The 13,613-nt window shown below is 54.6% G+C and carries 13 protein-coding genes; 8 read left to right on the forward strand and 5 right to left on the reverse strand.

Going from position 1 to position 13,613, the window contains the following annotated elements:
• Positions 1 to 4: 4 nt before the first annotated feature.
• Positions 5 to 967, reverse strand: coding sequence for a PdxA family dehydrogenase (locus OLTU_RS24425; protein WP_176736920.1), 963 nt, complete (start codon positions 965 to 967; stop codon positions 5 to 7).
• Entirely contained in the window at positions 964 to 1,815 is an 852-nt protein-coding gene (locus OLTU_RS24430) for an HAD-IIA family hydrolase (protein ID WP_141735366.1), read from the reverse strand. The genes OLTU_RS24425 and OLTU_RS24430 overlap by 4 nt, the downstream gene beginning before the upstream one ends.
• Before the next feature lie 16 nt (positions 1,816 to 1,831).
• On the opposite strand from OLTU_RS24430, the gene folK reads away from it, so the two are divergent.
• Positions 1,832 to 2,362 carry a 2-amino-4-hydroxy-6-hydroxymethyldihydropteridine diphosphokinase gene (folK, locus tag OLTU_RS24435; RefSeq protein ID WP_218110238.1) on the forward strand — a complete coding sequence of 177 codons (531 nt, stop codon included), beginning with the start codon at positions 1,832 to 1,834 and terminating at the stop codon, positions 2,360 to 2,362.
• Positions 2,363 to 2,425: 63 nt separating this feature from the next.
• Here the strand turns inward: folK and OLTU_RS24440 are convergent, their stop codons facing one another.
• Positions 2,426 to 2,863: an HU family DNA-binding protein gene (locus tag OLTU_RS24440; RefSeq protein ID WP_141735368.1), complete on the reverse strand. Its 438-nt coding sequence runs from the start codon at positions 2,861 to 2,863 to the stop codon at positions 2,426 to 2,428.
• Between the two features lie 276 nt (positions 2,864 to 3,139).
• On the opposite strand from OLTU_RS24440, the gene OLTU_RS24445 reads away from it, so the two are divergent.
• Positions 3,140 to 4,315: a tetratricopeptide repeat protein gene (locus OLTU_RS24445; RefSeq protein ID WP_141735369.1), complete on the forward strand. Its 1,176-nt coding sequence runs from the start codon at positions 3,140 to 3,142 to the stop codon at positions 4,313 to 4,315.
• Here OLTU_RS24445 and OLTU_RS24450 read toward each other — a convergent pair.
• Together OLTU_RS24450 and OLTU_RS24455 are read right to left on the reverse strand one after the other, a co-directional pair.
• Positions 4,312 to 6,279, reverse strand: coding sequence for an acetoacetate--CoA ligase (locus tag OLTU_RS24450; protein WP_141735370.1), 1,968 nt, complete (start codon positions 6,277 to 6,279; stop codon positions 4,312 to 4,314). The two genes, OLTU_RS24445 and OLTU_RS24450, sit on opposite strands and share 4 nt — an antisense overlap.
• Before the next feature lie 95 nt (positions 6,280 to 6,374).
• Positions 6,375 to 7,160, reverse strand: a complete 786-nt coding sequence (locus tag OLTU_RS24455) for an ImmA/IrrE family metallo-endopeptidase (protein WP_141735371.1) — start codon at positions 7,158 to 7,160, stop codon at positions 6,375 to 6,377.
• 180 nt (positions 7,161 to 7,340) lie between these two features.
• Between OLTU_RS24455 and OLTU_RS24460 the strand changes: the two genes are divergently transcribed.
• From OLTU_RS24460 to OLTU_RS24485, 6 genes are all read left to right on the forward strand, one after another.
• On the forward strand, positions 7,341 to 7,670 hold the full coding sequence (locus OLTU_RS24460) for a PilZ domain-containing protein (protein WP_176736921.1): 330 nt from the start codon (positions 7,341 to 7,343) through the stop codon (positions 7,668 to 7,670).
• Positions 7,671 to 7,868: 198 nt separating this feature from the next.
• Complete coding sequence (locus OLTU_RS24465; RefSeq protein WP_176736922.1) at positions 7,869 to 8,153, forward strand: hypothetical protein; 285 nt, start codon at positions 7,869 to 7,871, stop codon at positions 8,151 to 8,153.
• A 111-nt stretch (positions 8,154 to 8,264) separates the two neighbouring features.
• Positions 8,265 to 9,380 (forward strand): hypothetical protein, encoded by a 1,116-nt coding sequence (locus tag OLTU_RS24470; RefSeq protein ID WP_141735373.1) that lies wholly within the window; start codon positions 8,265 to 8,267, stop codon positions 9,378 to 9,380.
• Between the two features lie 12 nt (positions 9,381 to 9,392).
• Positions 9,393 to 10,118, forward strand: a complete 726-nt coding sequence (locus tag OLTU_RS24475; protein WP_141735374.1) for an ABC transporter ATP-binding protein — start codon at positions 9,393 to 9,395, stop codon at positions 10,116 to 10,118.
• The gene (locus tag OLTU_RS24480) at positions 10,115 to 11,857 is read left to right on the forward strand and encodes an ABC transporter ATP-binding protein (protein WP_141735375.1); all 1,743 of its coding nucleotides are present in this window, start codon (positions 10,115 to 10,117) and stop codon (positions 11,855 to 11,857) included. Before OLTU_RS24475 ends, OLTU_RS24480 begins: the two co-directional genes overlap by 4 nt.
• Positions 11,829 to 13,598 (forward strand): ABC transporter ATP-binding protein, encoded by a 1,770-nt coding sequence (locus OLTU_RS24485; RefSeq protein WP_176736923.1) that lies wholly within the window; start codon positions 11,829 to 11,831, stop codon positions 13,596 to 13,598. Before OLTU_RS24480 ends, OLTU_RS24485 begins: the two co-directional genes overlap by 29 nt.
• The last annotated feature ends 15 nt before the right edge of the window (positions 13,599 to 13,613 follow it).

The following is a 13,613-nucleotide window of genomic DNA, read 5'->3' on the forward strand; positions in this document are numbered from 1 at the left end:
GCTTTTACCACCCCAGATAATGACGAGCCTGCTGCAAAGCCAAACGGAAACTGTCTGAACGCGCTTCATTGCGGCCGTAAAGTTCAGCGGCCGGACCGTGATCGGGCGACAGACGCAGATGCGGCAGGCCCCCGGTAACGTTGATCGCATCATAAAAATGCAGGGATTTTAATGGACCAAGTCCCTGATCGTGATACATGGCCAGCACCCCATCAAACATGCCGGAATAAGCCCGAAAAAAGATGGTATCAGCCGGTAAAGGTCCGACGATATCGAGACCCAGACGGCGGGCCTCCGTCACCGCGGGGGCGATGATCCGCGTATCCTCATCGCCAAAGAGCCCTCCATCCCCGCAGTGCGGATTGAGTCCGGACACCGCGAGGCGGGGTTTCGCCAAACCAAAAATACGTTGCAGGGAAGCCTGCAAAAGCTGGGCTTTTCGAACGATCAGCTCCGATCGGATGGCACCGGGCACATCACGCAGGGCCAGATGATTGGTGGCCAGCGCAACGCGCAGCTTTGTGCCGGCGAGGATCATAATTCCCTTCGTGCCCCACAGATCTTCGAAGAATTCCGTCTGACCCGGAAAGCGAAATCCGGCTTTGGCACACACCGATTTATCGATGGGACTGGTCAGCACGGCGAGGGATTTCAGATCAGGCGGCAGGGAGCGAAGCGCTGACAAAGCATCAAATGCCACCTGCCCGCGCTGCTCATCGCGCAGCTGCCGTGGATCCACGGCCGGGCAATCGGGACTGCTGTCGAAAAAATAGAGTCCCGGGCCATGCATGAGCGACCATTGTTTGATCTCTTTAAAGGGAAAGGCGACCTTGGTCTGCTGCGACCATTGGGGACGCGCGCCCACCAGCACCACGGTTCGGGTCGGGTCGTTCGCCCAGAGATCCTGCTCCCGCACGAGGCATTCCACGGCTATGCTCAGAGGATCGCCCAGGGTGATGATCATCATGTCCTGGCCCTCCATGCACTGAGAACGTAACGCGGCTCGGGATGAAACTGCATGCCCGCAGCGATGCGGGTCAGTCCGGTGCCGACGAGCAGCGCATCGATTCCGTAGTTATTCGCACCGAGTATATCCGTTTCCAATTGATCGCCGATCATAAGCAGATTTTTATGGCCGGCTCTGCGTTCAGCCTCGGCAAAAATCGGTGCAAAAGGCTTGCCGAGTTTGGCAAAAGGTGGAGCATCGGGCCCCAGTCGCAGTTTAAGGCCAGCCTCAAGGAGCAGGGCCAGGGATCCTGCCGTAAATCCATAAGTGGTCCCGGACTTCGGATAAATCAGATCAGGATTGGTCAGAATGAGATAACAAGGACGTCCGTCTTCCACCCGTCGACAGACATGAGTCAGCACTGCGTCCAGCGTCTCCAGCAGCGGAAATTCCGTTTGGTTGGCAACGATGACCACCGCATAATCATGCGAATCAAGCGCCCCACAGGGGATTCCACCGGCTTTTTGCACCAGCTCATGGGTCGCGGCTGTGCCGAGGACGCAGGTGAGCTCTCCACGCAAACCCTGCTCTTCGAAATAACGAGGCAGGAGCGAACCCGAAGTAATGACCTCATCCAGAGTCACATCCAATCCCAGGGCGCGGTAAGCGGCGGTGGCCTGCTCGGGTGTGCGGGAACTGCCATTGGTCAGAATCCAGCAGGATTTGCCGCGTTTTCTCAGGTCATGCCAGACCGCGGCTCCCGCCGGAATCAAACCCGATCCATCCAGCAGAACGCCATAGGCATCGAATAGAAATCCCTGATAGCGGTTTTCAATTTCATCCAAGGAACTGATCGCTTCCGATGCCATTTCTTTTGCCTTCGCCTTGTGGCTCGACTATGATCCCCGCCGGGAGCGAGCCCGCGGAGACCAGCGTTTTATGCAGGAATATGTGTTGGCCCTGGGGGCCAATCTCGGTGATCGAGAGTATTACATAGGTCAGGCCATCGAAGCTATCCGCACAAGTTGCGGCCCTATCCAGCGCCAGTCACGGCTGCTGGAGACTGAGGCCATGGGCGCGGCGGATCGTCCCTTTCTGAACGGGGCCCTGGTCATCCAAAGCACGCTGGAACCTGAGTCCTTGCTCACAAGGCTCCTCGCCATAGAACAAAGCCTGGGCCGCACCCGCACCCTGCGCTGGGGCAACCGCACGATCGATCTGGACATAATTTTGTGGAAGGATGCACACGGAAATTTTCCGAGCGTCAAAACTCCGACACTGACCATCCCCCATCCCGAAATGCATAAAAGACTGTTCGTCCTGGGACCTGTGGCGGAAGTGGCTGGCGATTGGCGACATGCAGAACTGCAAGAAACGGTGGCCGAACTGCTCAAGGAAAAACAAAAAAGCGGCTAAAAAGCCGCTTTTCCATAAGACTCTCGACCGGGACTTTGTTCAAGTCCCACGGAGTCCAGTCCATCAGACCATATCTTTCAGAGCTTTCAGAGCGCGAACTTTGACCACGTTACGAGCTGGCTTGGCTTTGAAGGTCATCTCTTCGCCGGTGAAGGGATTGGTGCCTTTGCGAGCCTTGGTAGCGGGCTTGCGAACCACAGTGACTTTCATCAGGCCGGGAACGGTGAAGGTTCCTGGGCCTTTTTTCAGGTCGTGGCCGATCAGTTCGCCAAGGGTTTCGAACAAGGCGCTGACTTCTTTTTTGGACAGGCCGGTGTTGTCGGAAATCGAAGCCAAAACCTGGCTTTTGGTGCGGGTTTTGCTGACTTTATCGAAATTTTTTGGGCCAGTGGGAATCGCCCGTGGCTCTCTTTTCTTTTCAGCTTTGACCTTGGTGCCGCCAGCTTTTTTCACGGTTTTCTTGCCAGCAGCCTTCTTTGTTCCGGCCTTCTTCTTCGCCATAAAAACTCGACCTCCTAAAAAGTATGAAAGTGCGATGGGTGCATACCCTATAAATTACGTTAAGCCAGCAGTGAAAATCAAGCTTCATTGATAGCATCTGCTGCGAAACAGAGATGATGCAATACCAAAGAACATAAGATCGAGGCAACTGTTTTGGGCGGAAAAACACGTTTTTTTTATAGGCGGAGCCCCTGCCCGAGGGTGCCTTCGGGGTGATCGGCTTAATTTTTCCTGAGAACTGCCGAAAACAACGCTGGTCCTTCAGGGAGAAAAGTCATGAAATCCGGGTTTGGAGCCCGCAATTTCCTCGGGAATCAAAGCGTTCTTATCATAGAGCCGACCCTGAACTATAAAAATTCCATGAAAGGCTTTTTTAGCAATCTGAAGATCACCAACTATAAGTTCGTGTCCACCGTTCGCGATGCCAAAATCAGCCTTCTCACTATGAATGTCGGGCTTTTCATCTGCGAATGGAGCCTGAAAGACATGAATGGCATCCAATTCTGTCGGGAAATTAAAGAAAATCCCCGGCATGCGCAGACTCCGTTTTTGCTTCTTTCGGTCGAAAACCTCAAGAAAGACATTATCTTGGCAAGTGAGGTGGGGATCGATGGGTACCTTCTGAAGCCCTTCAGCTACGAGGAATTCCGCGATGCCGTGATGAGTGTCCTCAGGGTCAAGCGTGCCCCCTCGCCCATCAATAAAACCATAGAGGAAGCGCAGGAGCTGCTCCGGCTGAATGATATCGATCGAGCGGAGGCGCTGTTCGAACAGGCCCGGCAGACCAATCCTCAGTCCGCTCGTGCCCTTTCCGGACTGGCCCAGGTCGCTGAATTACGCAACGATACGGCACGTGCCATCATGCTTTTGAAGCAGGCACACCATGCCAATCCCGATTATGTGGACGCCATTCGCACGCTCGTGGAGCTTTATCTGGTCCGCGGCCCCACCCGTGATCTGATCGAGATGGCGGAAAAAGCCCATCAGATCAGCCCCGAGAACCCGAAATATACCCTGATTCTGGCCAAAGCATTTTTGGAGGAGGAGGACCTGCCACAGTCGGAACTCTTCTTTAAGAAGACCATCCGTCTGTCGCCAAAATTGGCCCAGGCTTATAAGGGTCTCGGCCGCCTGTATTTGATTCAGGACGACTACGATTCGGCCATGAAAAATTTTGAAAAAGCCTTGGATTTCGATGAAAAGGACGTGAGCGTTCTGAATTCCCTCGGCCTGGCCTATGTCAAGCTGGAGAAATACAGCGAGGGGATCGAAAAATATATGGCCGCTCTGAAGATGCGGCCCAATGATTTTCGGATCATATTTAATCTGGGATATGCCAAAGAAAAACTGGGCGACCTCGATTCCGCCCGTTTTTACTATCAACAGGTTCTGACTCATAATCCCGAATTTGACAAGGCCAAACGTCGTCTGAAAAACCTGGGAGCCGCCTAACGCCAGCGCTCGTATTCCGGCAAACATTCCGGATTGACGATCGCTGACAGGTTATCCAGGGCCTCATGATGCAGAATTCGGGTCACCGCCAGTTCAAGTTTTTTCCCACTGCGGGTATAGGGAATATCCGTTACCTGGTGAATGCCGGCCGGCACATGCCGGGGGGAAAGTTTCTGCCGCAGCTCAGCCTTGATGTTCCGGACCAGCTCGTCATTGAGCGTGAGACCTTCCTTCAATTTGACAAAGAGCACCATCTCCGCATCGCCGTCTCTTTGCCGTGAAACAGCCAGAGAGTCCTGAACCTCAGGGAATTGCTCGACCTGGCGATAGATCTCGGCGGTTCCAATCCGCACACCCCCCGGGTTAAGTGTTGCGTCGGAGCGACCATAAACCGTGATCCCCCCATGCTCCGTGATTTCAATAAAATCACCGTGTCGCCACACTTCCACATGGGGATAAAAGTTGAAATAGGCCTCCTGATACTTGCGCCCATCATCCTTCCAAAAGCCGATCGGCATGCATGGGAAAGGCTTGGTGCAGACGAGTTCTCCACGCTTCTGCCGGACCGGATGCCCCTCCTCATCCCAGCAGTCGACCGCCATACCGAGGCCGGGTCCTTGGATCTCACCCACGTAAACGGGGAGCCAGGGATTGCCGAGCATGAAACAGGAGACGATATCCGTTCCCCCACTGATGGAAGCCAGATGAAGGTCTGGATTCACCGCCTCATACACCCACTGAAAGTGTTCCGGCATGAGCGGCGAACCCGTGGACAGCATGGTTTCCAGGCGGTCCAGGGCAAAGGTCGTGCGTGGCGTCAGGCCCGTCTTCATACAGGACGCAAGAAATTTGGGACTGGTCCCGAAACAGGTGACGCCGTGATCCGAGACCGCCTGCCACAGCACCCCAAAATTCTGTCGATTGATGGAACCTTCAAAAAGGACCAGATCGGCTCCGGTCGCTAAAGCGGAAACCATCCAATTCCACATCATCCAGCCACAGGTTGTGAAATAGAGCAGACGCTTGCCTGGCCCTAGATCACTGTGGAGCATCAATTCCTTTTTGTGTTGCAGGAGTGTCCCGCCCACGGAATGCACGATGCACTTGGGTTTGCCGGTGGTACCCGAGGAAAAAAGGATATACAGCGGATGATCAAACGGTGTCGCGACCGGTTCGAATGCGGCCAGCGCATGCCCGGGCTCTTCCGCTCCAAGAAAATTTTGCCAGGATACAAAGGGGGAGGGATGCTGTCCAACGCCCAAAGGATCGATCATGATGCACGCCTTCACGGTCGGCAGACTTCGGCTTACAGTCAGCGCGGTGCTCGCACAATCGATGAATTTATCGCTGTATGTATAGGCTCGGGTAGCGAACAGCACCGTGGGTTCGATCTGGCTAAAGCGGTCCAGGATCCCTTCGCTGCCGAAATCAGGAGAACAGGACGACCAGATGGCTCCGATTGCGCTTGTCGCCAGCATGGCAACGATGGCTTCGCTCGTGTTCGGACAGATACCGGCGACACGATCACCGGACTTTACGCCGACCTTCTTCAAGGCCGCTGTGCATTGAGCCACCTGGGTTTTCAGGCTTTCACTGGGAAGAACGACGGGGTCTCGCAGACCTTCTATTATAGATATGATCTTGGCCGGATTTTTATCCTGATGAGCTAACAGATTCCGAGCAAAACTGAGCCGACCCTCAGGAAACCATTGGCCGCCGCGCATCTTTCCTTGGGGTGGCGGCACGAACACGGATGAGGGCGGCCTGTCCCAAATGATTCCCAGATAGTCGGCAGCTGCGGCCCAGAACGCGGAAGATTGGTCGACCGACCATTGATGCAGCTCGTGATAATTTGAGAAGGAGGCACCCGTCTCGGCCTCCACACGACTTTTGAATTTCCAGATGTGACTGGCATGCAAACGCTCACGCCCTGCCTGCCACAAAGCATTATCGTCCCTGGTCATACTGCCTAACCCCCTTGGCCAGAACCCTCTATGCCTAGGATATATAGGCGAGACTCAGTCGTAATGTCAGCAAAAAAGCTCGAAACGGTGGGAATTTAAGGGCCAACGGATTTATCGATTTTCCGTGCGATGGCGCGCAGACGACTGAGCCCCTCGCTGGATTTGGGTGCCTCGGGTTTCGTGGTCGATTCCCCTTCACGCCGATAGTGGGAAGCGGCCACTGCTTTTTGCGCCTTCACCACACTGTTTTGCTGGGGCGTCGGCGCAGGCTTTGTTAGAGGCGCCGGTGCAGGCGCCGGTGCAGGTTCTGTCTTTGTCAGGATGAGCTCAAGCTGGGCAAGGCGCTGCTCCATCAATTCCGGACGCACATTGAAAAACGCAGCCGTGTCCGCAACTGTTCCCAGGGTGGTATAAGCTTTCTTTACCATTCCACGCGGCATAAGGAGGGCACTCGCGAAGGCATCCGCTTGCATCTCTTCAGGTGTACTGAAGGGACGTTTGAGAAAGCGACCAAGCGCGCCGCTGCGCTCCCGCACTTCATGTGTTTTCAGTTCACCCCTGGCCATCAGCGGTTGGAATTCGCAAAGGAAATGCCCGAAGAGGTGCGCCAAGGTAAAGTTCACTTCACCCGGATCCCTGAGGCTGGGTGAAAGGATCAGCGACGCATGCCAGGCTCCACGGTGATCGGCCGCAAAGAGCCGCGCGGCCTCACCGATATCGTCCCGCGATAATTCCAAACCGGCATTGATCAATAAGGGTTCCACCCGAAGCCTTGGGCTATAGATGTGCTTATCCGCAAAATATTTCCGAACCAAACACGCCAGAGTTTCCAGATCGCCGCTGTTGACCGTATGAAGAATCTCTGGGAATAAGGCGAGCATGATCGCGCTCCTTCGCTGGTTTATTTTATTGTACCAGACTTCAAAAACTCCCGATTTGTACCGGTCGTGAATAGGACCATCAACATATTGGAATTATTAAATAAATAGACTCTTTTAAAGTTCCCGCGGCGGCCGCCGATAGTGTTTTTAAGTCACCGCTTGCACATGGGGGAAAGCTATATGGGGGATCCGGCATTGGATGAACAGAGGCGATCACCTCGTCGCGTTCTAACGAAACTGCTCCCTGGACCCTTGCTCGATCACGAGCAAAAGGTCCTTCATTGTCGACCAATTGACCTTTCCCAGGAGGGCTTGTCGATCCTTACAGAGGTCCAGCTGAGCATCGGCACACAGCTGACCTTGAGAACCCATAATCAGACAGTGGCCCTCGAGGTCATCTGGCAAAGACCGGATTTTGGAAAGCAGGGTCTCTCGCGTTACGGTCTCCGATCCATCGATGAGGCTATTGATCTCGAAGAAATGTTTCGTTCCGCTGGCTGCCTCAAGTAAAAAGGTTGCGGCACAAGCCGCACACCGCTTTCTGATCACCCGCCTCTGACCACCTCAATCCAAAAAATTCCACAGGTCGATCAACGCACGTCATGAAAAAGAATTTTTTTTCTTCGATAGTGATTGAAATGCGAATTATTTTTCGGTAACACTATACCTAGCACAGTCAAGCGACAGCTCAACTCTTAGGAGAAGACCTTGGAAGAGAACATGAACGCCGAAGAAGGCATGCAAGAGACCAAGACCACCAAAAAGAAACGTTCCGGCAAGAAGAAAAAAGCTGGCAAGAAAAAAGCCGCTAAGAAGGTGGTAGCGAAGAAGAAGAAGTCGACCAAGAAGAAGGCAGCTAAAAAGGCCACCAAGAAAAAAGCTGCTAAGGCGACCAAGAAGAAAGCCGGAAAGAAAAAAGCAGCCAAGAAAAAAGTAGCTAAAAAAGCTACCAAGAAAAAAGCTGCGAAGAAGAAAGCCAGAAAGAAGAAGTAATCTTTTTGGGTTTCAGTCGTCAGGGCGGTCTTCAAGGCCGTTCTTGCGAAACAGCGCGGGTTAGGGAGCGATTTTGCCCTCTATTCCGCGTTTTGCTTTTGGGGGCCTCAAGTGCCTAAATGGCAGAGAATTGCAAGTCTTATCATCCAGCACAATAAACAAAGTCTTACCCGCATCCGCTATGACTGGGGCCGGGAACTGGTTGTGATCGCCAGTACAGGAATCCTCCTCGGTCTTTTCTATTATATGTTCCGTGACTTTCTGCAGGACAAGCTGAACGATCTCCCGACCAGCCTGCGTGAACTGATTGCGACACGCCTCCGCGCGGTGGTGATGCTCGGCCTTGGTCTGTGGGTGGGTGGACGTCTTTCCAACCTTTATCGCGATGAACCCGGTTGGGCCCATTTCGCTCTCAGATCGGGTGAAGATCCCCAGGTGGTGCGGGCCTTCCGTCTGGGTCAGTCGCTGCTCCTGATCGCCGTGAGCTACGGAATATTCGGGTATTTTTTCCAGCCTGAGCTCTCTCTTCAGATCGGAAGCCTGGCGCTGGCCGGTGCAACATTCGCTTTCATGCGATACCGGAAGGAAAGCACGGGTCCTCAAAATTTGAAACCCATCCTCCGCGATGCCCCAGAGAGTCGGGCCGACACGCTCAGGAACTGGCGCTGGTTTCAAATCGTTCAAAGGAATCGCCTGTGCCGCCTCTGCCTTGTGATCAGTCTGATCCTTCAGCTGTCGATTGCTGTCATGCATGGACTTGGCTGGCCGCTCTTCCTGACAGTCCTGGCCACCATGATGGCCAGTGCGCTCCTGGCCTGGGCTTTGGCCTTCCAACTCGAAGACGATATGCGGGCGATCTGGTTTGAACGGCAGCTCGGTTGCTCACACGAGGAGTTTGTCAAAGTGTACGAACACATCAGCTGGAGGCTTGGCCTCGGTCTGGCTCTGCTCAGCCTGGTGTCCATCCTGGTGACCGGCGTTCCCGGCCGCGTGCCGCTCGGGGAATGGATAAAACTTCTGCCCATTGCGGCCCTCTTTCCTTTGATCACACCGGCCATCATGTTTCAGGTGGCGCCCGAACGTCCGTTGCTGCAGATTCTGATCACGAGTTTGATTGGGCTCTTTTTGGGAACAGCGATCTATGCCCATATCCTTTCCATCGTCCTGGTCCCTATTGCCATCACTTATGCCAAAAATTATCAGAAGGATAATTTTTACCGTTCCTAGGGAGAACCCTGCATGCTGACACTCGAGATCAACTCCCTGAGCAAAACCTTTGCCCAGAGCCAGTTCCGCCTGGGCCCCCTCAACCTCCATATGGACGAAGGCGACAGCCTTGCCCTCTTCGGCAAAAACGGGGCCGGCAAGTCCACCCTATTTCATTTGATCACTGGACACCTGAGGCCGGATGAGGGTCGGATTCAGGTCTTTGGCGAGACCATGAAGGTCGATGCCTTTGCTCTCAAAAGACGAATGGGGTATCTGCCGCAGAACCTGGATTTGCCACGCTGGGTGAGCGGCTTTGATATCATCACGTATGCCATGAAATTGCATGGCATCCAGCCTCTCGCCGCCGAGCGCGACCGCGTTCTTGAATACTGGGATTGCACGAGCTTCGCGCACAAACCTCTGGCGGCCTGCTCCTATGGAATGCAAAAACGCATCGCCCTGGCCTTGTCCTCGCTGCACAAACCGGATCTTTTGATCCTGGATGAACCCTTCTCCGGTCTCGACCTGATTCATACCCGCGCCCTGGAAAATCTTTTGGAGGGGCGCCGCGGTCGTCAGCTGACCATCATCAGCACCCACGTGGCCGCGTATGCCGCCAAGCTGAGCAATAAGGCGGCGATCATGTCGGAGGGTCAACTCAGGGACCTGGAACGCTGGTCCCAGGCAGACTTTATGGCTCGCATTGCCCTCATGGAGGAACAGTTTTTTGTTCCAGGATCCGAGGTCAGGACATGATCAGTTTGAGTTTCAAACGTTTCACCCGGCTCTTTGCGGTCGAACTCTGGCCCTGGTACCTGGGTGGAATGATATTCCTCGCCGTCACCAACATCATCTCCCTGGAAATTCCCCAGCTGGCCAAAGAGGTCGTCAACGCCCTGCAGCATGGCATCGGTGACGATGATGGCCATCTCGCGCGGGTGGCTCTGGCCATCGTCGCCCTGGGCTTGACCCAGATCATCGTCCGCAGCCTGTCCCGGATTTTGATCTTCTGGCCAGGTCGCAAGCTCGAGGCCACCTCCAAATCCTATCTTTTCGCCCGGGCTCTGGAACTCCCGCAGACCTTTTACGATCGCTTTGGAATGGGCGATCTGATCTCGCGGCTCTCGAACGACCTCGGTCAGCTCCGGATCTTTTATGCCTTTGCCATCCTGCAGGTCGTGAACCTTGTATTTATTTCGGTCTTCACGCTCTACAAAATGCTGAGCGTGCATGAGCAGCTGACCGTCGCCGCGCTCTCCCCGATTCTGATTATGCTGGTGATCACCCGCTATGTGATGCCGCAGATGCAGAAGTTTACCAAGAAAAACCAGGAGGCGATCGGCACCCTGACCAACCGGGTGACGGAAAGCTTCACGAATATCCACGTGATCCAATCGAACGCCGCCGAGCGCAGCTTTCATCGCCTGATCGAGGCCGAGAACCAGAAGGTTTTTGAGACCGATATGAAGGTTCTGGTGCTGCGCACGCTGTTTTTCCCCTTGATCAGCAGCATGACCGGACTCGCGCAATTGATTGTGCTGTTTCTGGGCGGAACGCTGGTGGTTCGTGGTGAATTATCCGTGGGGGACATTCTTGCCTTTAATATTTATCTGTCCTATATGGCCTTTCCCTTGACCTCCATCGGCATCATTATTGCCATCTACCAGCGTTCGAAAACCGCCCTGGAACGTCTGGAACCCTTGTTCGTCGAGCCCCAGGAAGGCCCTCGGGAAGCCTCGGCCCGGCCGCAGCCGGCCGCCCCTATCCTCAAGGTTCAGCATCTGAGTTTTCAGTATCCAGACAGTCAGCACCTCGCTTTGAAGGATGTGAATTTTCAGGTGCAGGCCGGGGAAATGGTCGGCATCTGCGGGCCGGTCGGTGCCGGCAAGAGCACTCTCTTTCAAATCCTCACGCGGATCTACAACCCTCCGGATGGGACTGTCTTTTATCGGGGACAGGATATCAATCAACTGCCGCCTGCAGAGCTGCGTCGGGAGATCGGTTACGGTTTGCAGCGGGTGCATCTTTTTTCAGCCAGCATTCGCGAAAATTTGAGTGTCGGCATGGATCCCAAGCCCTCTCCGGAGGAACTGCAGGCTGCGGCCCGCGCGGCCCAGATCGATCGTGAGATCGCCGCCTTCGTGGAAGGCTGGGAAACGCAGATTGGGGAGAAGGGCATTCGACTGTCCGGTGGGCAGAAGCAACGCCTGGCTCTGGCTCGTCTCTTTTTACGCAAAGCACCGGTCCTTCTGCTCGATGATGTGCTCTCGGCTGTCGATAATATTACGGAGGCCCGCCTGATTCAGGAACTCAGGAAACGCGGCGGCACCATGCTGATCTGCTCGCATCGCAGTTCGGTCCTGCATCTCTGTCATCGCGTGCTTCTGCTCAAGGATGGTCAACTGCTCGATACCGGCAGCTTCCAGGAACTCATGCGCCGCCATCCCGAGCTTCAAGAGGAAATTCATGACGAACCCAACCCTGAATCAGTTTAGAAAACTCGGCTCGGATTTTAAGCAGCTGAGAAAACTATGGCCCTTTCTTGCCTCCCATAAGGGCACGATCGTGGCGGCCTGCTTTTTGATTCCGGTGATTTCCCTTTTGCAGATGGGAATTCCTTTTATTTTGAAACGCACCGTCGATCAGGGGGTATTGGCCAACAATTTTGAGGTGATCACCTGGGGCTCCATCGCCTATCTGGCCGTTGTGCTGCTTGAGTATGCAGCCCGGGCCTCGCAAACCATCCTGACCTCGCGCGCGGTCTATCAGATGGTCCGTTCCATGCGCCTGTCCCTGATTGAACACATCATGCGGCTTTCGGCCCGCTTTCATGATCGGACCATGAGCGGGGCGCTGGTCACCCGCGCCACGAGCGACTTTGACAACATGAATGAATCCCTGAACCAGGGCGTGCTGAGTTCCGTGGTGGACCTGGCCGTGCTGGTCGGGGCCCTGGTCGGGCTCTTTCTTTTGAATTGGAAGCTGGCCTCGGTCACCCTGATCATTCTTCCCCTGACCGTTATGATCATCGTCTTCTTTTCCCGGGCCTTGAAGCATTCGATGCTGCTCGCCCGGGTAAAGATAGCGGCCCTGAATGCGTTCACCCAGGAATGCCTTTATGGAAGCAACACCATCAAGCTTTTGAACGCCCATCAGGACAGCAACCAGCGTTTTCAAAAACTGGCCATCGAGTACCGCGATGCCCAGATGAAATCGGTGGTCGCCGACGCCGTGCTTTTTGCGCTGCTCGACGGCGTGTCCTCGATCACGATAGGGATCGTGCTCTGGCTCGCGGTTTCTCAGTTTCATGACAGCAGCGCCCTGAGCGCCGGGGTGATGATTGCCTTCGTCCAGTACATTCAGAATCTCTTTGATCCTTTGAAGCAGCTCGGCAACAAGATTGCCATGTTGCAGGGTGCCTTCACCGCCATTGATCGCATCTTTGGAATCTTTGAGACCCGGGAATTTATCAGTGGCACGGCAGCGGTCCCGGGACTTGAAGGCACCGTGGAATTCAAAAACGTCAGCTTTCAGTATTTGCCCGACCAGAAGACGCTCCACAATGTTTCCTTCCATCTGCACCAGGGTCAATCCCTGGCCATCGTGGGAGCCACGGGTTCAGGGAAATCCACGATTATCAAGCTGTTGAGTAAGCTCTACGATGGCTACGAAGGCAGCATCACGGTCGATGGACTGGACCTGCGCGAGATGAATGGGCAGGAGCTTCGCCGGCATATTGCCATCGTTCCCCAGGATATCGTGATCTTTCATGGAACGATTGCGTTCAACATTGGTTTGGGCGAAGAACAAACTGATCTCGAACGCATCAAGTCCGCCGCCCAATTCGTAGGAGCGGATCGCTTCATCGAGCAGCTGCCTGGCGGCTATGATTTCATCGTGCGGGAAGGTGGCGATAACCTGTCCCAGGGACAAAGACAGCTGCTGGCCTTTGCCCGGGCGATTGCCAAAAACCCTCGTATCATGATCCTGGATGAAGCCACCTCGTCGGTGGATCCGGCATCCGAGACTTTGATTCAGCAGGCGATTGAGCGCATCTTTACCGGACGCACGCTGATTGTCATCGCCCACCGTCTGTCAACGATTCGCAAGTGTGATCAGATTATGGTTCTGGATCATGGGGAAGTGATGGAAGTGGGATCGCATGAGGAGCTGCTGGCGCGACACGGGCGCTATTACGAGCTGCATCAGAAGATGGCGACCGAGGACGAGGGCTGAAACAAAAACGGGGAC

The sequence above is a fragment of the Oligoflexus tunisiensis genome, assembly GCF_001748245.1.
GTDB lineage: Bacteria > Bdellovibrionota_B > Oligoflexia > Oligoflexales > Oligoflexaceae > Oligoflexus > Oligoflexus tunisiensis.

Coding starts and splice junctions, on each gene's coding strand:
- OLTU_RS24440 (WP_141735368.1), bottom strand. CDS start 2,863: ATGGCGAAGAAGAAGGCCGGAACAAAGAAGGCTGCTGGCAAGAAAACC.
- OLTU_RS24450 (WP_141735370.1), bottom strand. CDS start 6,279: ATGACCAGGGACGATAATGCTTTGTGGCAGGCAGGGCGTGAGCGTTTG.
- OLTU_RS24455 (WP_141735371.1), bottom strand. CDS start 7,160: ATGCTCGCCTTATTCCCAGAGATTCTTCATACGGTCAACAGCGGCGAT.
- OLTU_RS24480 (WP_141735375.1), top strand. CDS start 10,115: ATGATCAGTTTGAGTTTCAAACGTTTCACCCGGCTCTTTGCGGTCGAA.
- OLTU_RS24485 (WP_176736923.1), top strand. CDS start 11,829: ATGACGAACCCAACCCTGAATCAGTTTAGAAAACTCGGCTCGGATTTT.
- OLTU_RS24475 (WP_141735374.1), top strand. CDS start 9,393: ATGCTGACACTCGAGATCAACTCCCTGAGCAAAACCTTTGCCCAGAGC.
- OLTU_RS24425 (WP_176736920.1), bottom strand. CDS start 967: ATGATGATCATCACCCTGGGCGATCCTCTGAGCATAGCCGTGGAATGC.
- OLTU_RS24445 (WP_141735369.1), top strand. CDS start 3,140: ATGAAATCCGGGTTTGGAGCCCGCAATTTCCTCGGGAATCAAAGCGTT.
- OLTU_RS24460 (WP_176736921.1), top strand. CDS start 7,341: ATGGGGGATCCGGCATTGGATGAACAGAGGCGATCACCTCGTCGCGTT.
- OLTU_RS24430 (WP_141735366.1), bottom strand. CDS start 1,815: ATGGCATCGGAAGCGATCAGTTCCTTGGATGAAATTGAAAACCGCTAT.